Annotated in this window: 29 protein-coding genes; 6 read left to right on the top strand and 23 right to left on the bottom strand. The window is 34.9% G+C overall.

The window, feature by feature from the left end:
* Window positions 1-10 precede the first annotated feature (10 nt).
* From HCJ50_RS11780 to HCJ50_RS11710, 15 genes are all read right to left on the bottom strand, one after another.
* Window positions 11-739 (bottom strand): N-acetylmuramoyl-L-alanine amidase, encoded by a 729-nt coding sequence (locus HCJ50_RS11780; protein ID WP_185395706.1) that lies wholly within the window; start codon window positions 737-739, stop codon window positions 11-13.
* A complete protein-coding gene (locus tag HCJ50_RS11775; protein WP_185344485.1) occupies window positions 720-1,142 on the bottom strand; it encodes a phage holin family protein in 423 nt (140 codons plus the stop codon). The genes HCJ50_RS11780 and HCJ50_RS11775 overlap by 20 nt, the downstream gene beginning before the upstream one ends.
* 18 nt (window positions 1,143-1,160) lie before the next feature.
* The gene (locus tag HCJ50_RS11770; RefSeq protein ID WP_185395707.1) at window positions 1,161-1,697 is read right to left on the bottom strand and encodes a hypothetical protein; all 537 of its coding nucleotides are present in this window, start codon (window positions 1,695-1,697) and stop codon (window positions 1,161-1,163) included.
* Window positions 1,694-2,173, bottom strand: coding sequence for a hypothetical protein (locus HCJ50_RS11765; protein WP_185380462.1), 480 nt, complete (start codon window positions 2,171-2,173; stop codon window positions 1,694-1,696). The genes HCJ50_RS11770 and HCJ50_RS11765 overlap by 4 nt, the downstream gene beginning before the upstream one ends.
* A 14-nt stretch (window positions 2,174-2,187) precedes the next feature.
* Window positions 2,188-2,763, bottom strand: coding sequence for an alpha-amylase (locus tag HCJ50_RS11760; RefSeq protein WP_185395708.1), 576 nt, complete (start codon window positions 2,761-2,763; stop codon window positions 2,188-2,190).
* A 14-nt stretch (window positions 2,764-2,777) separates the two neighbouring features.
* Window positions 2,778-3,077, bottom strand: coding sequence for a hypothetical protein (locus HCJ50_RS11755; protein WP_038406491.1), 300 nt, complete (start codon window positions 3,075-3,077; stop codon window positions 2,778-2,780).
* Complete coding sequence (locus HCJ50_RS11750) at window positions 3,067-4,203, bottom strand: phage tail protein (protein ID WP_185395732.1); 1,137 nt, start codon at window positions 4,201-4,203, stop codon at window positions 3,067-3,069. The genes HCJ50_RS11755 and HCJ50_RS11750 overlap by 11 nt, the downstream gene beginning before the upstream one ends.
* A 9-nt stretch (window positions 4,204-4,212) precedes the next feature.
* Window positions 4,213-5,031: a phage tail family protein gene (locus tag HCJ50_RS11745; RefSeq protein WP_185380460.1), complete on the bottom strand. Its 819-nt coding sequence runs from the start codon at window positions 5,029-5,031 to the stop codon at window positions 4,213-4,215.
* Complete coding sequence (locus HCJ50_RS11740) at window positions 5,031-6,896, bottom strand: phage tail protein (protein WP_185395709.1); 1,866 nt, start codon at window positions 6,894-6,896, stop codon at window positions 5,031-5,033. Before HCJ50_RS11740 ends, HCJ50_RS11745 begins: the two co-directional genes overlap by 1 nt.
* Window positions 6,886-7,218, bottom strand: coding sequence for a hypothetical protein (locus HCJ50_RS11735; protein WP_038406487.1), 333 nt, complete (start codon window positions 7,216-7,218; stop codon window positions 6,886-6,888). The genes HCJ50_RS11740 and HCJ50_RS11735 overlap by 11 nt, the downstream gene beginning before the upstream one ends.
* A 110-nt stretch (window positions 7,219-7,328) precedes the next feature.
* Complete coding sequence (locus tag HCJ50_RS11730; RefSeq protein ID WP_038406486.1) at window positions 7,329-7,631, bottom strand: hypothetical protein; 303 nt, start codon at window positions 7,629-7,631, stop codon at window positions 7,329-7,331.
* Window positions 7,632-7,678: 47 nt separating this feature from the next.
* On the bottom strand, window positions 7,679-8,191 hold the full coding sequence (lmaA, locus tag HCJ50_RS11725; protein WP_185344474.1) for a protein LmaA: 513 nt from the start codon (window positions 8,189-8,191) through the stop codon (window positions 7,679-7,681).
* Between the two features lie 12 nt (window positions 8,192-8,203).
* Window positions 8,204-8,593 carry a DUF5072 family protein gene (locus HCJ50_RS11720; RefSeq protein WP_311769594.1) on the bottom strand — a complete coding sequence of 130 codons (390 nt, stop codon included), beginning with the start codon at window positions 8,591-8,593 and terminating at the stop codon, window positions 8,204-8,206.
* A 260-nt stretch (window positions 8,594-8,853) separates the two neighbouring features.
* Window positions 8,854-9,273 (bottom strand): ArpU family phage packaging/lysis transcriptional regulator, encoded by a 420-nt coding sequence (locus tag HCJ50_RS11715; protein WP_038406483.1) that lies wholly within the window; start codon window positions 9,271-9,273, stop codon window positions 8,854-8,856.
* A 12-nt stretch (window positions 9,274-9,285) separates the two neighbouring features.
* Window positions 9,286-9,714, bottom strand: coding sequence for a hypothetical protein (locus tag HCJ50_RS11710; protein WP_185395711.1), 429 nt, complete (start codon window positions 9,712-9,714; stop codon window positions 9,286-9,288).
* Between the two features lie 224 nt (window positions 9,715-9,938).
* On the opposite strand from HCJ50_RS11710, the gene HCJ50_RS11705 reads away from it, so the two are divergent.
* From HCJ50_RS11705 to HCJ50_RS11695, 3 genes are all read left to right on the top strand, one after another.
* Window positions 9,939-10,274 carry a helix-turn-helix transcriptional regulator gene (locus HCJ50_RS11705; protein ID WP_185344472.1) on the top strand — a complete coding sequence of 112 codons (336 nt, stop codon included), beginning with the start codon at window positions 9,939-9,941 and terminating at the stop codon, window positions 10,272-10,274.
* A 5-nt stretch (window positions 10,275-10,279) separates the two neighbouring features.
* Window positions 10,280-10,732 (top strand): ImmA/IrrE family metallo-endopeptidase, encoded by a 453-nt coding sequence (locus HCJ50_RS11700; protein WP_185344470.1) that lies wholly within the window; start codon window positions 10,280-10,282, stop codon window positions 10,730-10,732.
* Between the two features lie 307 nt (window positions 10,733-11,039).
* Entirely contained in the window at window positions 11,040-11,702 is a 663-nt protein-coding gene (locus HCJ50_RS11695; RefSeq protein WP_185344469.1) for a Crp/Fnr family transcriptional regulator, read from the top strand.
* Between the two features lie 2 nt (window positions 11,703-11,704).
* On the opposite strand, the gene HCJ50_RS11690 is transcribed toward HCJ50_RS11695, so the two are convergent.
* The 3 genes from HCJ50_RS11690 to HCJ50_RS11680 all read right to left on the bottom strand — a co-directional run bounded on the left by HCJ50_RS11690 (window position 11,705) and on the right by HCJ50_RS11680 (window position 14,555).
* On the bottom strand, window positions 11,705-12,412 hold the full coding sequence (locus HCJ50_RS11690) for an EAL domain-containing protein (RefSeq protein WP_185395733.1): 708 nt from the start codon (window positions 12,410-12,412) through the stop codon (window positions 11,705-11,707).
* A gap of 104 nt (window positions 12,413-12,516) precedes the next feature.
* Entirely contained in the window at window positions 12,517-13,623 is a 1,107-nt protein-coding gene (locus tag HCJ50_RS11685; protein ID WP_185395712.1) for an alpha/beta hydrolase, read from the bottom strand.
* Between the two features lie 98 nt (window positions 13,624-13,721).
* The gene (locus HCJ50_RS11680) at window positions 13,722-14,555 is read right to left on the bottom strand and encodes an AraC family transcriptional regulator (RefSeq protein ID WP_185395713.1); all 834 of its coding nucleotides are present in this window, start codon (window positions 14,553-14,555) and stop codon (window positions 13,722-13,724) included.
* A gap of 145 nt (window positions 14,556-14,700) precedes the next feature.
* On the opposite strand from HCJ50_RS11680, the gene HCJ50_RS11675 reads away from it, so the two are divergent.
* Together HCJ50_RS11675 and HCJ50_RS11670 are read left to right on the top strand one after the other, a co-directional pair.
* Complete coding sequence (locus HCJ50_RS11675) at window positions 14,701-16,443, top strand: ABC transporter ATP-binding protein (RefSeq protein ID WP_185395714.1); 1,743 nt, start codon at window positions 14,701-14,703, stop codon at window positions 16,441-16,443.
* The gene (locus tag HCJ50_RS11670; RefSeq protein ID WP_185344464.1) at window positions 16,436-18,217 is read left to right on the top strand and encodes an ABC transporter ATP-binding protein; all 1,782 of its coding nucleotides are present in this window, start codon (window positions 16,436-16,438) and stop codon (window positions 18,215-18,217) included. The genes HCJ50_RS11675 and HCJ50_RS11670 overlap by 8 nt, the downstream gene beginning before the upstream one ends.
* Before the next feature lie 85 nt (window positions 18,218-18,302).
* On the opposite strand, the gene HCJ50_RS11665 is transcribed toward HCJ50_RS11670, so the two are convergent.
* The 4 genes from HCJ50_RS11665 to HCJ50_RS11650 all read right to left on the bottom strand — a co-directional run bounded on the left by HCJ50_RS11665 (window position 18,303) and on the right by HCJ50_RS11650 (window position 21,173).
* Entirely contained in the window at window positions 18,303-19,190 is an 888-nt protein-coding gene (locus HCJ50_RS11665; RefSeq protein ID WP_185395715.1) for an ROK family protein, read from the bottom strand.
* Window positions 19,191-19,763: 573 nt separating this feature from the next.
* Window positions 19,764-20,138: a hypothetical protein gene (locus HCJ50_RS11660; RefSeq protein WP_185395716.1), complete on the bottom strand. Its 375-nt coding sequence runs from the start codon at window positions 20,136-20,138 to the stop codon at window positions 19,764-19,766.
* A 99-nt stretch (window positions 20,139-20,237) separates the two neighbouring features.
* On the bottom strand, window positions 20,238-20,870 hold the full coding sequence (locus HCJ50_RS11655) for a nitroreductase family protein (RefSeq protein ID WP_185395717.1): 633 nt from the start codon (window positions 20,868-20,870) through the stop codon (window positions 20,238-20,240).
* 12 nt (window positions 20,871-20,882) lie between these two features.
* Window positions 20,883-21,173: a putative quinol monooxygenase gene (locus HCJ50_RS11650; protein ID WP_185344456.1), complete on the bottom strand. Its 291-nt coding sequence runs from the start codon at window positions 21,171-21,173 to the stop codon at window positions 20,883-20,885.
* Between the two features lie 112 nt (window positions 21,174-21,285).
* On the opposite strand from HCJ50_RS11650, the gene HCJ50_RS11645 reads away from it, so the two are divergent.
* Window positions 21,286-21,582: an ArsR/SmtB family transcription factor gene (locus tag HCJ50_RS11645; RefSeq protein WP_185344454.1), complete on the top strand. Its 297-nt coding sequence runs from the start codon at window positions 21,286-21,288 to the stop codon at window positions 21,580-21,582.
* Between the two features lie 26 nt (window positions 21,583-21,608).
* Here HCJ50_RS11645 and HCJ50_RS11640 read toward each other — a convergent pair whose 3' ends face one another.
* A complete protein-coding gene (locus HCJ50_RS11640; RefSeq protein WP_185344452.1) occupies window positions 21,609-23,072 on the bottom strand; it encodes a glycoside hydrolase family 1 protein in 1,464 nt (487 codons plus the stop codon).

Here is a 23,072-nt window from a genome sequence, read left to right as displayed (position 1 = left end):
GCTCTCTTTTTTACCTTTTTCCAGCATTCACTTCTGATTTTAAAATCCAGCTTCCCGGAACACCTTTTGTTGTTGTTAAATTAATTGTTTTTGCTAATTCTTTATAAATAAAAACCTTTGTCCCTGCTGGTAAATAACCTTTTAGATTTTTACCTGAAATCGCATCATCACTTGTCGAATATTTTCCCGCTCGATATTTGGTTGCTTGAACATTAAAGATTTCTTGTACAGCTTTTACAATTCCTAAACAAAAATCTCGCTGAAATGCACTTGTTTTGAGAATTGCTGAATCATTGCTATCGCAAAAACCTGCCTCTAGTAAAATAGCGTCCATAGCCGTTTCTCGCAAAACAGCAAAATTTGCTTTTTTCATTCCTCGATCACGCATACCATGTTTAGAAACTTTTGCAATCACATTTTTATGAATTATTTTTTGGATTTCTTTAGTTTTTGCTGGTGTGGAGGTAAAAATATAGTCTTCATATCCCATTCCTCCACCTGCATTAAAATGAATTGAGATGAATAAATTTGCTTTTAGGTTATTTGCTCTTTGTGCCCGATTACTTAAGCCATAAAAAGTATCATTTTTTCTTGTCATTCCTACATCAAAACCAGCCTTCGTCAAATCCACTTCTAACTGCTTGGAAATAGCTAATACCCAATTTTTCTCAACAAGACCATTTCCAGTAGCTCCTGAATCTTTTCCTCCATGCCCTGCATCAATCCAAATTTTTGTCATGCTTTTCCTCCTTTTCACCTGCTTTTGAATCAAAAATAGAAATTAAATTTTTCAAAACTTCCGGCACTTTCATTTCCATTCGTATGAAGTTTTCCAATATAGAAATCAGCTCATTTGCCAAATAGAAAAAGATAACTGCATCTCGGGTTGTATTATGCGTTCCTAGAATCAAGTCTACTTGGTGTGCAATAGCCACTAAAATTAAGATTGCAATCTTTTTTGCGATTCCTTTGAAACCCATCTTGCTATTTAGTTGTCCTTGATACCCTGAAGCAAGTAGCCCAGAAATATAATCAGCTACAATAAAGCATACAAGCACTTTTACCAATAGATCCACTTCCCCAAATAAGTATCCAAACACCGCACCAAATCCCAGTATCCCAACTTTTAGTATGACTTCCATGGAAACCCTCCTTTTTGATTACATTATTGCTATTTGGCGAAGCACCCAGGCCGGAGAATTCAAATTATCAGCATGTCCAGAAAGCCCAGTTGTTGATATATAGAGGTATTTTCGATCTCCATAAGTTGTTGATGGCATTTGCATTAAGACACCTTTTCCAGCTAACTCAACTAGTTGAGCCTTAGATAAGAATACGGAATGATAATAATAATCGTATGGAGTATTATTTGTTGTATCATATCGACTAAACAATAGTGTTAAACCAAATTTCAGCTTAAAAGGGTCCCATTTAAATGCTTGACCTGCTCCCATATGGTTTGCTCCTTTAAAAACCACTATCCCCTCCCCAATAGTATCGACATATTCTTTAGCGCTATTTAACGCTGTATTCGCTTTTTGTTCTGCTCCTTCTGTACTTTCCTTACCATCCCAAATTGTTTTTTCTTCTTCTGAAACACTCACTAATCCTTTAACAGCCTCGGCATGTGTTTCTGGATAGAATTGTTCTAAAGTTCCGTGTTCATTTTTCTCTGACATTTTTACAATTTTAGTCATTCTATTACCTCCTTAATAGTTTCCAGCGCGATTATTGGCATCGCATCTAGTTTTCCTTTGTCTTCTATTGATAAAAATCCACTTTCACTAGCTGAAGCATCTGAGTGGGTGTGGTTCACTGTTGCTGCTTCAACATCAGATGCAAATAAATCAACAATGCCCGTTTTCCCATTAACACTTACAACGCCTGCTTCCGGCGATACTAGTTCATCAATTTTTATTTTATCAAACGAACTCATAAATCCATCTGTTGTGTAAGTAGCTACATTATGATTATGATCTTTTCTTGCGGCATAAACATCTGCTGCTTCTAGCAAAACACTGCCAGACTTGCCATTAACACTAACAACACCTGTTGGAAGTTGGCCAGAAACAAAATCTGTTAACCCAACAATTCCTTCCACATGTGTTTCTGGATAAAATTGTTCTTTTGACTGATCTTCCTTTGTTTGTAGCATTCGTTTAATTTCAGTCATACTTCACTCCTCCTTTACACAACCAATTGTTCCATTTGGTAACGTTCATTTGTTCCTATTCTCGCAAATACTAAACTAGTTAATTTGTCTGAAAAACTAGTCTCCCCTGTTTTTTCAAGAATAATATCTGCTTGCTCATCCAGGCTTGAAACATTTAAAAAGCAAACTGTTTGCGGTTCTGTAATTGATTTACTAGTAAGCAGTCCAATATCTTGTTCTTGCATCGAAATAATACTATCCACATCAAATTGCAGCGTACTCTTTTTACTATAAATAACTTGCTCCTCATTTAAACGCGCTCTTAAAACTGGATATTTCTCACCAAACGCATCTGTTCTAGCATCAACAACTTCATCTAGCTGCGGAACCCCATTAATCAGCTCATTTATTCTTACATTTACTGCTTTATCCACTGTTTCAATTTTTTGATTTAGGCTTGCGTCTGCTTTATTGATATATACATAAATTGCGTCCAAACCAGTTGAAATAAAACTGGACCAATCCATTAATTTCTGCCAATTATCGTTAGTTTTATTTCTGAACTCACGCCCTTGAAGGAGCATTTCCCATTTCCATAAGTCTAATTTCATAAATACCTCCCCTTCTAATCCACTTTAGTTGTCTTTAATTCTCCAGTATCCGTTACAACTATTTTGAATTTAAATCCATTTTCCGAAGTCAAAATCGTATCCTGCTTTTTATTCCAATTCGAAATATCAGCCGCTGTTACATTATTTTTTTCCGCATTTGCTTCTATACTATTTAATTTCGTTTTATCACTAGGAGCCATTAATCCAGCAGTACTTGATGTCGCTTCATTTAGGCCTTCGATTGCCATTAAGTGTGTTTTTGGATAGAAAACGGTATTATCTGTATTTTTTAGCACTCTAATTTCAGTCGCCATCTACAACACCTACTACTTCCGTTAAAATTCGTGAATCAAAAGCATTCATTGCGATGTTTGAAAACGAATTAATCTTATTCGTATCTATACTAGCTTTTTTAACTTGATTTGCTATTTGGGTTTGAATCCGAACCATATCCCGCCTCGTATTACTAAAACCAACATCTTGAAACTTCCTGCTCCACGGGTGCGCTGATTTAATTCGTGTAACTTTAACTTCCGTTTCAAAATGCATTGGCTCATGAATAAAATACCAAACATCTCGCTCTGAAACTTCTTCTTGCCCTTTATAAGTAATATTTAAAGAAGTTTCAGGAACGTCTAAAATTTGTTTTTTTGCAAAGTTTAATAAGTCTGCATTATTTGTTATTTTGTCATCACTTTTAGCATTTGCCATTCGCTTACCATAGATAGCTTCATTTGGCGAAGTATAGGTAACTACAGCTAAATATTTGTTATCTCCCGTTAGCTTATCTGCATTTTCTTTTTGCTTGCCATAACATTTTATCTGCGTTTTTAAATTATCAGTATTAGTATCTACCGAAATATCTTCTGTATTGTACAAGTAGCGAAATTGCTTTTCTGTTTTCAAATACCAACTAGCTTCATCATAAAAATATAGTTTTTTGTTGTCTGCAAATAATATTGCGCCAAATTCTTCTAAACATAAATTAACTAACTCTAATCCATTCTTATTTCCTAAATCTTCTAGCTCAACTAGAGGAAAACTTCCTATGATTTTATGAGAAAAACCTAACACATTATTCTCTAAAGCAAATTCCATTACCGTTTGAATCGAATATTTTTTTAGCCCTTTTTTCACATTGTATTGAACATGATCTTGCACTGTATAACTAATATGTTGTGCAGTTATTTGCTTAGAAATGGTTTTCCCAATGGACTTAGGGGCACATTTTTTCACAACAAATTGTTGACCTCGATAAATAATCACGGCTTCGTTTCCCAATAAATCAAAAACACTTGAATTTTGTTTTGTTTTATTTACGGTAAAAGAGATAGATCGAGTTGTATTTTTTTCATAATCATACGAAAATGAACCATAGTCAATATCCGTCAATATCTCTTCCACTTCTTTGTCCATACTTTGAATAATTAAATAATCCATCATCATCACCTACCGATAAATGAACGGGAAATTAAAAGCAATTGTTACATCTGTTACACCTTTAATTTCAAAATCGTTCCAGCCTTTTTCTAAAGTAATAATTCCATGATTCGTATTTTTCCCAACTCGGCGATTATTTACAAATGGATAGATGTTATTCAATAGTAAGACGTCCGTTTTTTTAAGTTCATTTTGATACTGAAACGAGTCTCCAGTTGTGATATTATTAATCGTTGGAATCCCATTTGCAGTCATTGCTATATCTAACTCATGACGCATTAGGGGATTAATTCGTTCGCTCCCCGCATTGTACACACGAAAAGAATTCTCTTTAAAAATGTAAAATAGATCATCACGGTTGGATAAGTTCATCCCCATTTGCCATAAATCCACTTCAAATGTCAGTGGATCAAGTGTCGTACCCCGTGATTCTGCATAGCCTTTGAATACATCAAATTCAATGGTCAATAGTCCAACTCTGTCTGACTCCCTACTAAAATCAAAAGGTTTTGGATGCACTTCATAACGAATACCAGGCATCTGATTACTCCAAATATAATAACTTTCGCGCTGAAATAGAAACTCATAAATTTCTCTAACAGCTAAATGGTAATCAGGTATATCAAGTGCTTGTAAATTACATATTGCCGAAAAGACAAATGGTTTAAAAGCAACGGTTCCTGGAATAACACCATCAGTCCCAGCGATTTCAGCAGTTTCCATGCTTAATTGTGGGCTTTGTCTTGCTACTTCTTGAACTGAAAGCCCTGGAAACGTTTCACTCATCGAATAAACCTCTCCATTTATCTCTAAAAACAAGTCATTCATTAGTATGCCGCACCTCCCATTGTATAGTTATACTGATCAAACGAATTAGCTTGGTTTCGACTAACTACTTCCGAAACAACTTTATCGTCCATTTTAATTACTGGATTTTTTTGTAATAAACGCTCTAGAAGATTTTCCACTCTACCCAAATCATTACCTTGATTCAATAGTAGTGAAGTTCTATTTCCGCGAGCACTTTCTCTTGCATACTTCATCGTTGCATCATGCGGAATTACTTGGGAACCTGATGGTAATACAACCATCTCGCCTCGACCGCCTTCATTCATCCTTGCAAAACCGCCTTGGAAGTTTGTTGTCCCCGAAATCAGTTGCGGAATCCTACCAATCTCTACACCTGGGATTTTATTAATAAGCCCGATTGCCGAGTTAATTCCACGAATCACTACATTCACAAATCCTTTGACATTATCTACTACATTTTGAATTGCACTCGAAACACCGTCAAAAATAGTTCCCACAAAATTTGTTAAACCACCCCAGGCACTTTTAATACCTTCAAAAACCCCAGTAATAATTCGTTTCACTCCATTAAAGACTGATGAAACTGTGGTTGATATTCCTGTAATAATTGACTTGATCCCTTCAATAATCCCCGAAATGGTTGCTAAAATAGCGTTCCAAATTTTTGATGCTACTGCAAAAACCATCTGGAAAGCTGCCCCAATAACAGCAACTATTGAGTTAAAGATATTGGTGATAAATCCAATAATCGGTTGAACAATACCCATGATTGCAGTAATTACGCTAGCAACGAAACTAATGATTTTACCGATAATACTTATAATTGTCGTTGCGATCACAACAATATAATTAATAATTGTAGTAATAACAGAAATAATGACTCCAATGATCATCATGACGACGGGTATAATTTTACTAATGTATGAAATAATCGTCACAACAATTTGTATTACTACAGTGGCAATTTGAATAATGATTGGAATTAAGAACTGAATAACTCCCATAATACCTTGAATAATAGCCATAATACTTGGTAAAAGCGCTGACACAAGCGACATGACGGCTTGGACAATTTGCATTATTACGGGCATAAGCATGGATACAAGCATGGAGATAAATGGCATTAATTGTGCTAAAAGTTGTGCAAAGAATGCGATAAATTGCACGACAATCGGCATTAAAGCTGCTCCAATTTGACCAACCGCAGTAACAATTTGCATAATAATAGGCATCAAGGTTGCTATTAATTGTCCAAATAATTGACCAACCTGTGTAACGACTGACATAACTGAATTTCTAAATGATTCATTAGTTGACATTAAATAAGCAAATGCTGCCACAAGCGCAACAATCCCGATAATAACTAGCCCCATTGGAGAAGTTAGCTTAGACATAATTCCTGAAACACCACCGACGGAAGACATTAAACCACCTACGCTTTTTTTCAACTCCATAAATCCACTAGCTAAGTTACTAATACCTTGCACACCGCCAACAACACCATTTAGCATACTTCCCATACCACCAATACCTGTTGCTAGGCTTGAAAAGAGTGAACCATTTTGAACACTGGAACCAAGATTTTTAAATGCGTCTGTGATTCCTCCAACAGATCCTACCGCAGCACCAAAACCTGAAGTTATAGACTCTCCACTAGACCCTAATAAACTAAAAGCATCACTGATTGAGGCAACACTGGATTGTAGGCCACCTAGAGAGTTAGAAATTTTTGATCCAGGATCTGCATTTCCAGTATCTTCAATAGTCATTTTCATTTCAGTAAAGCGCCTTTCGACTGTTGAAACCATTTGATCTAGTTGACTCATTTGAGCAATTAAAGCCGTATCATTCATTTCTAAATTTATTTTTTTATTATCCGCCATTAATTTTCCCCCTTTCTTTTTTATTTTTTGGTTTCTGTAAACCATTTGCTTGATAAATGCGGTCAATCCATCCTTTTCCTTCTTGTTCCTCATTTTCGGAAATTGCTTGGAGTGCATTTACCGTATAATTTACGTCCGCTTTCTTTTGACGTTTTTTGTGTAAATCAATAAAGCGAGAATTACGTTTTCGATTGAGATTTTGTTCAGCATTTAATACTGCATTTCGCATCATTGTAGATTCAAAAATGACTTTATTTTCCCATTCTTTCATAATGAAATTTTTTTCTATCTCTGTTAACTCTTCAAAATCGTGTTTAGTCATATGAAAATTAACTACGAAAAAAGCTAGCTGTTTCTCAAGTTCAAAATCATTATTTGTTTCATTTGCAGTTTCTCCATCTTCTGCTCCAAAATATTCAAACTCAATTTGTTTTATCGGAACAAAAAACCCATATCCTCTTGTAATTTCTCAATAACAGCTACATTTAAAGAAATTAAACCCTGTTCTTCTACTAATTTGTCAAAAATTTCTAATGCTTCTTTTTGTTTTACAGCTACTAGCCCTTTTTCTTCAACTAAGCCAGAAACAAATAGCGTTTCAATAACTTGATAACTTAGAATTCCTTTATTAGCAGTTAAAGCAGCCACCAAACTAATTCCAGTTGTTAGTTCGACCGTTTTCACTTTTTGCTTATTAAATCGTAAAATATAGGTTGTATCATTCACTTCAAACATTCCATTTCCTCCTAAGGAAAAGCCACTTTTTGTAGTGGCTTTCTATTTTATTCCGCTAGTGTTACTGGTTCATCTCCGGGCATTTGATCTCCGCCCTCAGTAATTGTTAAATCAACAAGTGCACCCATTCCATCAAGTTTTATGGAATAAGTCATCGCTTCATCAAAAGGTGCTTCAAAACTATAGTCAGCTACAATTGCCAAACCACCAAACAAACCTTTTTTAGAAGCTTGATTAATGACTTTAACACAAACCGGACTATCACTTTCAAAATATTTCGCCAATTCTTGGTGAGAATCTGCATCGGCCACATATAGACCGTCATTTTCGATTGACCATTCTTTCATTCCGCCAATTTTAGATTTCCAACCACCAATTGTATCTTTTGAGGTAATCTCGATACTATCTTTAGAACGATTAATCGTTAAACCTTGTTGACCTGCAACGGCTAGTAATTTATCTCCTGCCGCATTAAAAATTGCTAAAACCACATCTTTCCCAGCAACAGCTTTAGCAGCTCCCGGTGTATAATCACAATATAAATTTTCTTCAAATGCCATTAATAATTCCTCCTAAATTTTCACTTTTAAATTGCGACAAATAACTATTTCAAAGCTTATTTTCGCATGTGTTAAATTGCCTTCTTTTACTAAATTTTGTTTTCCATAATGCCTAATAGTAAGTAGTTCATACCCTTCTGGCAAAATGAAACCCGATTGCATCAGCGTATCAATTAAATCGATTTTTGCAACATCCAACTCACTTGAATAATGATGGATTGCAAGACGATAAATTTCTTTCCACACTGTTCGACTTTCTTCTTCTTCTTGTTCAATCATTTCCATTATTGTTGTTGGAGTATCTACTTGATTTTGCATTACAATAGAAACATTGATTCCACCTTTTTCTTGAAGCATAGTTTTGGCTGCTTCTAAGACTCTCATGAAGTTCAAACTCTTCACTAAGCATTCACTCCTTAAAAATAGAACATAAAACTCGGTCGAGACCATTCTTAATAATTCATTCCTCCGAGTCTTACTCCTTAAATAGATCATTTGTTTATATCAACGGATTATCATCCAAATTCAAAACAAATACGTGTTTCTATCAGAATAACGGTGCACCCAAATTCTGATGCAGCTTTTATTGTCATCCGCATACTGGACAATTTCCTTATCTTTATATTACTGCAAAAATAACTTAGAAAAATATCGCAAAAGTATCATGCTTTCCTAACCAAAATCCCCAAAACCGCAGCAAGCTCCAAAACTGCTCGTTTTTTTATTCGTTTAAATTGGGCGATTTCATAGGGCAAATCCATCATAATCGCTACATCCTGCTTTCGTTCGATATAGCAGCTTAGTAAAATAGTTCGATAAAGTGCATCCATTTGATTGAGTATTGTTGTGTATTTCTCCACTAGCCACTGCGCCTCGCGAATTAGTTCCTTATCATGTCTAGCAGAAAATGTAATTGTGTTAAAAACAGGTTCTTCCAAGCAACCATTTTTTTCTAGCTTTGGCTTCTGTGATAATCCACATATCATTCGAAAACGCTGAAAATCTGCGAAAAACCGCTTTACTTCTTGGACGGTTTTTATATAATTAATCTCTTTATTTTCTGGTAAAACAAGTACTTGCAATATAATCACTCCTTAATTATGGGCTTCGTTAATTACGAACGCTTCATACTGGCATTCAATCGTTGCATCGGGCAAACGGCTTATTTCCTCTTCTGTTTTATCTAAATGGTATGCTAAAATCTGAATCATCTCTTGTTGATTTCGAGGTCGTTGCTTTTTTGACAGTCCTTTTTTTCGTTTCCATTCTGCGAGTGAAGATCTAGATATGCCAATTAAGTTGCTAATTTGAGCATCGGAAAATGTCTTTTTGTATGTTAAGTACTCTTGTGGTGATAAAATAAGTAATTTTTGCTCCGCTGTTAAAAGCCCTTTTTCTTCGTCTCCTAATGCTTCAAAGTATTCTAGTTCTTCTAATAATCTTTTCCTTACAAATCTGTTTTCTTCTTGTTCTAGCTGAAAAATTAATTGTATTTGTTTTTCTTTCAGAAGTTTTCTATCCATCATTTTCACTTCCATCTCCTAAATTTATTCATCCATTTAGAACAACCTTGTCACCGTTTCGGTGCTTTTGGTGTAAAATTGTGTTGTTTTTATTTTTAATATAACTTTATTATAGCACCATTTTGGTTACAAGTAAATTAAATAAAACAATTTAGTCCGAAAAAGTTCCATTTTGGTGCTAAAAGTGCTACACTATTAACATAAACACGTGGAGGACAATTATTATGGAGTTAAATAAATTTGTAGGAAATAAAATAAAACAATATCGTGAGGAACGTGGGTTAAATCAAGAAGCACTAGCGGAACGTTTGCAGACCACGCGCCAAACAATTAGTCGCTACGAAAATGGTGATCGTAAAGCAAACCAGGATGTTTTATTTGAACTTGCGAAGATTTTTAACAAACGATTAGATGACTTTTTTCCAGAAAGAAACCTTCCTCCTGTTGATGAACGCGGAATGACAGTTGCAGCCCATATTGACGACGATGTAACAGATGAAGAATTACGGGATATACTAGCTTATATAGAGATGAAGAAAAAACTCCATCGCGGGATGTGATCTTATTGTATGAAAAATTGGTAGCCAAATACCAAGATGAAGTAACCATTAGAGAAGAAAAAATGCCTTATAAACTACCTGGTTTATATTTAAATGGGACAATTTTGATTAATAAAAACCAATCCACCATTGAAAAAGGTTGTATTTTAGCAGAAGAATTAATGCATCACAAGTACACAGTTGGCAATATTACGAAGCAAGAAACAATTATGGATAAAAAACAAGAGCTTTTCGCCCGAAGAAAAGGATACGAAGAGATGGTTCCACTTGAAGATATAATTACTTGTTTTTATCTAGGACTACGGGAATATTTTGAGGTTGCAGAGTTTTTAGAAGTAACTGAGGAATTTTTGCGCCATACAGTTACGCATTACGCAGAAAAATTTGGTCCAATGTATGATTGTGGCGATTATTTAATTAATTTTGGCAGTTCGATTGATGTTTATAAAAAATTTTGAAGGGACTCATGATTTTGAGCCTCTTCTTTTTTGTTGCTCCTCCAGTTTATTACTAATAGTTTTCTGCATCCATTTTATTCGCTATAATTTTTTAAAAAAGCAGTTTGTTTATCAGGCAAAACTTTTTATTAATACAATGCACAAAACTTAAAAAAGTGGTTATTTGTGTCTAAAATGTGTCTTTTTATCGTCTTTTTTGTGAAAAAATCGTTATTTGCGTATCTTTTCACACCTTTTGAGAGTACAGTAATTTTATTAGGTAGTAAATAATGTGAATTAAATCTATTTCACATAGGAGTTTTGATAAATGATTTACATTAAAGATTTTTTAGACGTTATCTCCCACGAATATTCAAATAGACTTTCTTTTTGCAAAGGTGATATTATCCATTCATCTGATGTTGATGGAAATTATAAAATGCATATTGGAATTATTATGTCTGGTGCGGCTACCACCGAGGGACATACAGCAGACGGTCGTTGGCTAATAAACGGACTTATTGCTAAATCCATGCTTTTTGGAGTAGAATTATTACTCGAAACAGATGTAGCACCACATCGCATAGATTATCGTGTGCGCGCTCTTACCGATGGAACCGCCATCCTTATAAATCGAGAACTTTTTCTTAATTATTTGTATGCTAATCCTCAAATCTTCCACCAAATATTAGATAATGTTATCATTAAATATATGTTTACAGCAAAAAATTATAGAAACATTAATCAACCACCATTTTATAAGGCGATTAATGTTTTAATTGAAATTGTTGAGCTATTAAACCTGCATCAACAAGGCGATCAAATTATTCTTCCCTCTTATATTACCCAGTCACTTTTAGCTGATTATTGTCGATCTAGTCGGGCGAGAATTACAGAAGCACTAGAAAAAATGCGGAAAAAAGGCTTACTTTCTTGCAAAAAGCCGATAACAATTGAATCTTATCAAAACTTACAAAATCAGGTGGAGTAATTTCATACTGGAAATGGTTTATTAACTAAATAACCTTGGAAAATAGTGACGCCATGACTTTCAAGTAGAGTCATGGTTTCTTTTGTTTCAATTCCTTCCACTACAAAACCCAATTTGTTCTTGTGGGCAAAATTAGCCCATGCTTTAACAAAATAAAGCAAGTCCTCTAAATCTATCTTTTCAAAGTGAATTAAAGAAAACTTAATTTCGGTTATATAAGGCAAATAACTCACTACACGTTCCAAACTATTGAGTCCACAGCTAACATCATCCATTGCAATATGATAGCCTAGCCCATGTATCACTTTTATTTTATTAAGTATAAAAGCATCTTTGTCATTTGCATTTAAATGTCGCTTGTGTGCGGGAACATCAAAAATATCTTCTGTAATTTCTACTGTAATTCGATGACTTTCGCTCTTTAGCCGCTCAAACCAATGAATTGTTTCCATATAAAAAAGCTGTTGTGGTGCGATATTAATGGCAAATCGATCATTTGGATATTTATTTAAGACATCTAAAAATGCTTCATTAAACCAATCTGAATAAATAGCATATAGTTCCTCATCTGCAAGGACATTCTCTAACTCTGACAAAGGAAATCTAGGAATTTCACTATCATCTCGAAGAAGTATTTCATATTCAATAATATTTCCTTGGATAACATCTAATTTTGGTTGGATAAAAAGTTGAAATTTCATATAACCTATCATTCCTTCCCATTTCTCTTCTCTATTCTAGTATACTTTTACTGCTAACCGCAAAGTTTAGCAAAATAAAAACAGGTATTCCGAAAAACACCTGCCTTGCTTCTTTAAAATATTGTTTTCATCATTTTGGCGATTTCATCTGCGGCATCTTCTGCTTGTGGAAAAATCCCGTATTTATCGATAAAGGCATGACACATTCCTTGGTAAACTATCGCTTTTGTATTTACACCACTGGCTATTAATTGTTTCGTAAAAACAGCCGCTAAAGCCCTAAGTCCATCAAATTCTGCGCTAATAATCAATGTCGGCGTATAAATGCTTTTATCAGTTGCCGATAACGGGGAATAAATGGGTGAAGTTGGGTCTTTGCCTCTAAGATAAACTGTTCGTAACAATAATCCTGAATTGTTCATTCCAATAATTCCTGGAGTAACGAGCGGTTTAGTTGTTTCGGATGCAGCAAACTTTTTAATATCCCATGAATATTTTTCATTATCAGCAGCAAACAAAGTAAGCGCAGGATATAGCAGGGCTTGGAAACCTACATAATTAGTTTTGGCTTCTCGGTCCATATAACTAACTGCTGCAGCTAAAGTTCCTCCCGCACTATCTCCAGAAACACCAATTTTGGTTGGATCAATTTGGAGATTTTCGCTGTTTTCTACTACCCAATTTAGTATACAAAAACAATCTTTCGGTGCTGCTGGAGCGGGAAATTCTGGTGCTAAATGGTACTCCACATTAATGACGACAGCCGCTGATTTTTCCGCTATCCCTTTGCAAAAGTTTTCTACTACAGCTGGCGTACCTCCTATAAATCCTCCGCCATGATAATAAATCAGTGCTGGCGCTAGTTGACCTTGTGAATCAGGACGGTAAATCCGAATTGGAATATCCCCAAATTCACCTGATACAACAGCCGTCTCTGTTTGTATACCTTGTGTTAAATCTATATTGGGACTTCCCATTGTTGCTCTCATTTGAAGTGCTGCGGCTGTGGCTATTTCTAAGTTAGAAAAATCTGGTATTGCGGTTTCTTGAGGTGTCGTTTCAATTGCAGTTTCGACATTTTTTTTAATATCTTTTAATAAAAATGGATCTAAGTTTCCCTCCAATGTATCCGCTGCCATTTTAAAAATGATTTCAGTGCCTTCTTCTTGTCGTTTAATACTATTTGTTTTTAAATAACTTAAGGCTTCGTCATAGCGCATCACTGCTTCCTTCTTTCTATCATAGGTTTCGCTCGTCGTTAGCGTAAACTGTATTTTGGTTACTTTTAAACTTCTACCCCATTAACTTGTATCCTAAATTAACTAGATTTTCGCCAATTTTCAGAGGGTGGAAAGCCGTAATATTTTTTAAAAAGCTTGCTAAAATAATAAGCATCGTTATAGCCAACCATATTTGCTGCTTGTTTTACAGTAATATCTTTATTTTTGAGTAGTTCTTCCGCACGTGCAAGGCGAATTTTTATTAAGTAATTGATTGGCGACTCTCCTGTTTCTTCTTTAAATACTTTGGAGATATACGCCGGGCTAATATACATCGTCTGTGACAAAGTGGAGAGCGAAACGTCTTCGGTATGGTGCTTTTCCATATAGTGAATAATTTCGTTTACAAGCAGCTGTTTTTGTTGTTCTTCTGTTGATAATTTCACCCCATTGTTCTCAAGTTGTTCCGGAGTTGCTTCACGTAAAATATGGATAATCAATTGCATGACAAAAGCTTTCAAAATTAAATCATAACCAGGTTTTTCAGCATCTTTTTCTTCCATTATCTGCCTAGCTATATCTAAAATGGCAGATTCAGTCTCTTTTTTCCGCAAAAAAGCTTTTTTAAATGGAAAAGTGTTTCTTGCATAGCCTTCCAACGTAAAGTTACGAAATCCGATATGGAGTTGCACATTGGTCATCCCAGGTTCGGTAATATCATAATGCTTTACTCCCGGATTAAAAATAAGCACGTCACCTGCACAAAGCTTTACTTGCTCACCTTCAATATTATAGATACCCGTCCCTTCGCAAATAATCGACATTTCTAAAAAATCATGATGGTGATTTTCGCCAATCCGAGCCTCATTCGTATAATAACTAGCAATATACAAAATTTGCGGATTGAACGTAGTAGTATTTATTTTTAGCATCTTTTCACCTCCATAATAATAACGTTTACATTTATCTTTTAATTATATAACATTGTCCATGCTTCCAGCGAATATAAACCATTCTCTTTCCAAATCAGGGGTGTAAACTAAATGGATGTATATAAAGTAAAAGGAAGTGAAACGAGTGAAGAGTGTAAAATGGATTTGGCAGTACGTAAGAAATTATCGGCTGCTTATGATTGGTGTACTTATTTTAATTTTTATTGCTTCTGGTATTAGTATTATTTATCCGTTACTTGGTGGAAAAGTAATTGATGATGTTGTTTATAAAAATCAGCCTAAATTACTTATCCCGCTACTATTAATCATGATAGTTTCGACAGTTATTCGAACAATTTGTCGTTATACCTATCAAATTATGTGTGAACGAATTGGTCAAAACTCCCTTTTCCAAATTCGAGAAGATCTCTATAAAAAATTACAATCATTGGATTTTGATTTTTTTAATAACACTCGAGTTGGTGATATTATGGCACGGATGACCGGGGACACTGATGCAATTCGTCATTTTATTTCCTGGGTATCTTATAATATTTTGGAAAACATTTTCTTATTTACATTCGCCATAGTTATTATGACGACTATTGACTGGAAATTAACGCTGGCGCTTGTGATTATAACACCGCTTATCGCTTTTCTAACTATAAAAATGTCTAGCAAAGCGCAACCAGTCTTTTATGAAATTCGAGAAAGCTTTTCGCGACTTAATTCAATGGTGGAAGAAAATATTAGCGGAAATCGTGTCGTTAAAGCATTTGCACGAGAAGATTTTGAAATGAAGAAATTCCATGAACATAACGAAGATTTTAAACAACGCAATCTGGATTCTGCAGCAGTTTCTAGAGCTTATCTACCTATATTGGATTCTCTTGCTGGAATTTTAGTAGTTATCACACTTGTTTTTGGTGGCTTTTTAGTCATTAAAGGGCAAATGACACTTGGAGACTTAGTTGCTTTTAATGGTTTCTTATGGATGCTAAATGGTCCCATGCGGATGAGTGGTTGGTTAATTAATGATGTTCAACGTTTTGTTGCCTCATCTTTTAAAATTCAAGATATGATGGCTACCACTGCAAAAATTCCCATTCATGCCGAAAAATCAGCCCCTTCGCTTCAAGGATTTGTTGAATTTAAAAACGTTAGCTTTCATTTTGAAGATGATCCAAAAACCGATGTTCTAAAAAATATTTCTTTAAAAGCTTCCCCTGGCCAAACCATTGCTATTTTAGGGGAAACCGGTGCTGGAAAATCTACTCTAGTTAACTTAATTTGCCGATTTTATGATCCAACTTCCGGGGAAATTTTACTTGATGGTGTGGATGCTAAAAAATGGCATGTGCGAGAACTTAGAAATCATATCGCCACAGTTATGCAAGATATTTTCCTTTTTTCCGACACTATTGAAGGAAATATAGCATTTGGCGCCCCGGATGCAACGATGGAAGAAGTCCGGCGAATGGCTCGAATTGCCGATGCAGACCATTTTATTGAAACCATGCCTGAGAGTTATAACACAATTGTTGGCGAACGTGGAGTCGGGCTATCTGGCGGGCAAAAACAGCGGATTTCTCTTGCTCGTGCACTCTTAAAAAACCCCTCTATTTTAATTCTAGATGATACAACTTCTGCGGTGGATATGGAAACAGAAGTGAAAATCCAAGGCGAGTTGAAGAAAATCACCGAAAACACAACCACTTTTATTATCGCTCACCGGATTTCTTCTGTAAAAGATGCCGATGAAATTTTAATTTTAAAACATGGTGAAATTATTGAACGAGGAACACATACAAGTTTGCTAGCTAAAAAAGGTTATTATTTTGATACTTACAATAAGCAGCTGGGAATGGAGGCGAGCGCGAATGGCTAGAAATAAATTTGATGTTGATGAAGAGTTAGAAACAGCATTTAGTTCTGCACATTTAAAACGGATTTTTGTTTATGTAAAACCATACCAGAAATCTATTTACCTAACACTATTTATTATCTTACTTGCCAATGTAGCAACAATGATTGGTCCTTTCTTAACAAAAATTGTCATTGATGATACCATTCCAAATAAAAATATGACCCAACTTTTCTGGATTGCGATTATCTTTATTGCTTCGGTTGTAGTAACTGGACTATGTATGCGCTATCGAATTAAATCCATTACGCTAATTGGGCAGGACATTTTGAAAGACATGAGAACCGCCATTTTTGGTCATTTGCAAAAACTACCATTTTCTTACTTTGATAGCAGACCTCACGGAAAAATTCTTATCCGGGTTGTTAACTATATTAATATGTTGAGTGATTTACTTTCAAATGGCCTTATTAATTTGATTTCGGATATTTTGAGTGTTCTAGTTACACTTGGATTTATGTTAATGATAGATCCTGTTTTGACACTTTATAGTTTAGCACTTCTACCCGTGCTTTTTGTTATTGTCATGGTGATTAAAACTGCGCAACGAAAAGCTTATCAGGTTTTAAGCAATAAACAATCTAATATGAACGCCTATATCCATGAAAGTATTGCAGGTATAAAAGTAACCCAGAGTTTTTCACGCGAAGAGCAAAATTTTGAGATTTTTACAGAAGTAAGTAACGATTATCGGACGTCTTGGATGAAAGCCGTAAAAATTCAATTTTTGCTTTGGCCTGGAGTGCAAAATATTGCCGTTATGACAACCTGCCTTATTTACTTTGTTGGGATTAGAGGTTATGGTGTAGATGTTTCCACCGGGACACTTATCGCCTTTATTGGCTATGTTGGGAACTTTTGGAATCCAGTAATTAATATCGGAAACTTTTATAACTCGCTAATTACTGCTACTACTTATTTAGAACGGATTTTTGAAACGATGGATGTGGAACCCGATATTAAAGATTTACCAAATGCAAAGAAAATGCCACAAATCGTTGGAAATGTTGACTTTAAAGATGTTTATTTTCGTTATGAAGAAGGTCATGATATATTAAAAGGCATTAATTTCCATGTGGATGCAGGTGAATCCATTGCCTTAGTTGGTCCTACTGGCGCGGGAAAAACGACGATTATTAATTTACTAAGCCGTTTTTATAATATTAATTCTGGTGAAATTTTAATTGATGACGAGAATATTCAGGGAGTCACATTACAATCACTTCGAGAACAAATGGGGGTTATGCTCCAAGATACATTTATTTTCTCTGGAACAATTATCGAAAACATTCGCTATGGAAAATTAGATGCTACGGAAGAAGAAGTTATTGCCGCTGCCAAAGTTGTGCGTGCTCACGATTTTATAGCTGATTTAAAAGATGGTTACTATACAGAAGTGAAAGAACGTGGTAGCACTCTTTCCGCTGGTCAACGGCAGCTCATTTCTTTTGCTCGAGCATTACTCGCTGACCCGAAAATCCTTATTCTTGATGAAGCAACTTCGAGTATTGATACACAGACAGAAATTTTACTTCAAGAGGGACTGGAAAAACTTCTTGAAGGGCGCACATCCTTTATTATCGCGCATCGACTTTCAACTATTAAAAACAGTTCGCGAATATTTTATATTGATAATGGGCGAATACAGGAAGCGGGTAGTCATGATGAATTAATGGCCCAACACGGTTACTATTATAATTTATATCAGTCTCAGTTTGATATGCTTCAAGCACTTTAAAACAAAAAGGAAACTAAATTGCATTCCATCTATCGTTAAATTTTAAGTTTACTATAGAGGGCTTACAAGATTAGTTTCCTTTTTTTTATTTATATTGCAAGAAAAAGTTATAAAGAGCTCCATACAAATTAGCATCATTTTGGAAACGACAGGTGATGATACTTGGTTTTGCTGAATGGAAAGGATTAGCAGCTTTGATTTCTGATACCACTTCATTTAGACGTTTGACAACAATTGGTTGTGCGCTAATTCCGCCTCCTATAGCAATAATTTCTGGATCAATTAAATATTGGATATTTAAAATTTGAATCGCCAGTTCGTATATATAGTCGTTAAAAATAGTATTTGCTTCCTCGTCGCCTTGTGTAATCAACTCAAAAACTTGCTCGCCATCTTTTTTATCAATTAAATTTTTCTTTGTCGCTATTCGTCTAATCAGTTCCACAGCCGACCCACTTCGACCAAAAAAGTTACCGCGCATTTTCTTTGTATTAAAGTCTGTTTGTATAAAACTTACTTCTCCAGCCATTAAATGGTACCCTGATTGCAGCTTACCATTCATAATAATACCGCCACCAACTCCACTTCCTAATGTTAAAATTACTGCACTATCCGCCTCTTTCGCCACACCTAACCAAAGTTCCGCAAGCGCTGCACTTTTCGCATCATTTTGAATAATAACTGGCACATGACATTCCCGAGCAAGCATTTCAGCCAAGTTTTTTTCATGCATAAATAAAAGTGAACCACCTTGATAAATTACGCCTTTTTCTGTATCCACCACACCCGGACAACTTACTGCAATACCCTTCACACTATCTTTATAAGGTAAAAATTTCTCTATCATTTGCGCTACTAATTCTTCGGCACTTTTGGCTGTAGTAGGAAATTTATCTTTCATTTTTATAACACCATTATTTTCCATTAAAGCAAATTTTATAAAAGTCCCGCCAATATCATATACAAAATACATCCTCTGCACCTCTTCATTATTCTTTTCTTCATTGTAATACGCTACTGGCATCTTGTCTTCTATTTAATGGCTTTTTCTCGTTAGATTGTACTATTTTAGATGGAAAAACAGTGGGATAAACCAAATAGTTTTAAAATAAGAATAATCGTGTTGTCTTGTTTGTATTTTTCGCGAAAAAAGAATTAATTAAATAATATTATCCAGTTACATGTATATTTTTGTAATCATACTAAAATGGTGAGCAAGTTTATGGTGATATTATTTTGAGGCGTTATCTAGAAAGGATAAACATGTGACTTTTTTCGAGAGTCTTGCGCTTATGATTGCTTTTATCGCCCTAACCGCAACAATCATAAACAACAAAAAATAAAAACCACGTATAAGCCTGCACGCTTCGTGGTTTTAAACAAATCATATAAAAGGCTGTCACTGTTTGCACATGCTAATCAAACTAATTTAAAAATCCTTACATTTTAAATCTTTATACTACGATTGCTCCAAAATTTTCTTTTTTTTACCACGAATTACCTTTTAAGCAGCTTTAGCCATTTGTCAGTGCTATCTTTCCTAAAATTAATTTTCTGTTTTCACAATTTTAAACCAGTTTTTTCTAGCGTAAAAAAAGGACGCAATACATAGTGTTAAAGCGATTACTGTTGAAACAATACTAGTCATCAAAAAACCAACTATTAAAAACGGATACATCGCATAATATAGGACGATTGCTTTGGTATTAAGTATAAGCAAGACTTTACTATTATTATCTAGCTCTACTTCTTGACTTCCCGAAAGCCACTGATTAACTTTCACTTTTGTTTTCTCTTTTTTTGGCATAAAGAAATAGGATTCCCCGTCATTCAATTCCACATTTCCTTCATTCTCTATCTTAATTTTTGTTGGTGATATACCGCCTAAAGTACCAGCCTTGCGAGTGATTTTAATAGTCATAATTGCTTGGCCTCCTTCGTTTATGTAAATTAATTATATAACGAAGAAACATAAAAAAACAAGGAGATACGTAATCCCCTTGCATTATTTCGGTTCATTTTATGCAAATGTCGTAACATCAGTAATTGGTAAACGGTAAGACTGGTATCCGTCACTTTTAGCTTTACCAATCGATAAAATCATTACTGGTACATAGCGCTCTGGATCCATGTCAAAAGCTTTGGCAACTTCTGTACGTTCAAATCCACCAATCGGATTTGTATCATAGCCATGAGCACGAGCAACAAGCATTAGCTGCATTGCAACAATTCCACCATCAATTAAAACAACTCGTTCAGACTCGGAACGCGGGATTGCTTCAAAATATTGGCTCAGTTTCGCCATTTGTTGTTCTTTTACATCAGCTGGCATAAGACCACGTTCTACTGCACCGCCATAAATTTTTTCGCCATTTTCGAAGTTATTTAAATCTCCAAAAAGCAAAATCATCGCTGAGGAAGTGTCATTTTGTAGGGTATTAAAACGAATTAGCGGTTTTAGTTTTTCTTTTCCTGCATCGCTTTCCACTACAACAAAACGCCATGGTTGCATATTTACGGAAGAAGGAGCTGTTACTGCATCTGTTAGGATGTTTTGCATTTCTTCTTGGCTAATTTTCACCGTTTCGTCGTATTCTCTAATTGAACGGCGGTTTTTCATTAAGTCTTCAAAATCATTATTTAAATAAGTCATCTTTTTTCCTCCTTAAAATTCTATTGGTGTTAAAACGGCAACTTCTAGTGGTTTTGCAACAAAATTAGCTGCTTGTTTTTGGAAGTTTTTAAAATGTTCGCTCTCGTTATGTCTTGTAATCGCGTCCATATCTGTCCATTTTTCTAGCATATAATATACTGTCTCGTTTTCAGTAGATTGCACTAATTCATAGCCATGATTTCCTGCTTCGGCTCTGGTTGCTGCAATAACTTCTTTGACTGCTTGTAAAAAAGCTTCGGTTTGTTCGGCTTTTATCGTGATTTGCGCTTCAATATGCAACATTTCAAAACATCTTCTTTCCAAGTTTATAGTTCGATTTTTTTCGAACTATAACAATATAACATAGCTGCAACTTCCATGCAATTAAAAAGCAAATTATGATATGATAGTTTATATGAAAAAGACGAATGAATTATCCAAACCCGAATTATTATTAATATTCCAAGCATTAAGCGATCCAATCCGCCTTGATATTTTTCTATGCCTCATCAAAAACAAGGAGAAACGCTTTTCCGGAACAACTTACAATGTCTCAAAATCCACATTATCCCATCATATTAAACTGCTAAAAGAAGCTAAACTTATTCATTTACGAAAGGAAGGTACCACACATATTTATTCTGTAAATGAAGAACTCGTCAACCAAATTGGCGATTTCTTTATCGAAAAACAAGCAGCAACCAATGACTAAGATTGGTTGCTGCTTGTTTTATTATTTTAATTTAGTGAGACTCCATTTGTTTCAATTACTTTTTTATACCATGCAAAAGAGTCTTTTTTCTTACGTTCATAACTTCCTTTACCTGCATCATCTAAATCAACATAAATGACACCATATCGTTTTGACATCTCAATAGTTCCACAACTTACAATATCAATAATGCCCCACATTGTGTAGCCGATTAGGTCTACTCCATCATGAATTGCTTCTGCCATCTGTTCCACATGTTTTGCTAAATAGTCGATACGATAATCGTCATGAATACTACCATCTTCTCCTACTGTATCATACGCACCTAAACCATTCTCCGCGATAAAAATTGGTAGTTGATAACGGTCATACATTTCATTTAGTGAAACTCGTAAACCAATTGGGTCAATTTGCCAGCCCCAATCACTAGTTTCTAAATATGGATTCTTCATTCCACTAAGTAAATTTCCGCTTGTGATTTCATAATCAGGGTCTACACTTGCTATCATAGACATATAATAAGAAAATGACATAAAATTAACTGTATTTTCTTGTAGTAGTTCTAAATCTCCCTCTTCCATTTCTAATTGTACATTAAGTTCTTCCAACATGCGGTTTGTGTAACTAGGATATTTCCCTCGAGCTAGTACATCTGTGTAAAAATAGTTTTTATAATTTTCATCTAAAATTGCTTGCATTACATCTTCTGGTTTACAAGTTGCTGGATAAGTAGTAAATCGAGCAATCATACCACCAATCATCGGCTGTTCCAATAATTCAAAACCCGCCTTAACTGCAAGCGCATTGGCTAGAAATTGATGATGCGCTGCTTGGAAAATAGTTTGATTATAGTTCTCCTCTTGATCTTTGATAACCGCACATCCATTATAAGGATTAAATCTATTGCAGTTGATTTCATTAAAAGGCAACCAGTAATCAACTAAATCTCCAAGTCTCTCATATAAAGTACGAGCATATTTTTCAAAAAAGAAAATAGTTTTACGATTTTTCCAACCGCCATATTTAGTAACCAAATTAATTGGCATTCCATAATGCAGCATAGTCGCAAATACTTTCATTCCTTTAGCACGGCATGTTGTAAATAGGTCAATATAAAATTGAATACCTGCTTCATTCGGCGCTTCATCATCCCCATTTGGATAAATTCGCGACCAATCGATGGATGTCCGAAACACCCGCATACCCATTTCCTCTAAAAGCGCTAAATCTTCCTTATACCGATGATAAAAATCAATCCCATGACGAAATGGGTAAGTCACTTCGTCTTGTGTTTCTAAAGCTGCTTGAAAACGTTCAGAAGTCATATTAATATTACGATTTTCGTCTCGTTTCTTTCGGTCCCATTCTGGATTAAAATAGCGCATTGACTGCGTATCTATTCCTTTTCCATCTTCTAGGTAGCCTCCTTCTGCTTGTGCCGAAGAAATTGCTCCTCCCCATAAAAAATTATCTGGAAATTGTTTATTCAT

This window comes from Listeria immobilis (assembly GCF_014322765.1).
GTDB lineage: Bacteria > Bacillota > Bacilli > Lactobacillales > Listeriaceae > Listeria > Listeria immobilis.
The sequence above is the reverse complement of the archived record's forward strand: the minus strand, read 5'-3'. Positions and strand labels throughout refer to the sequence as shown.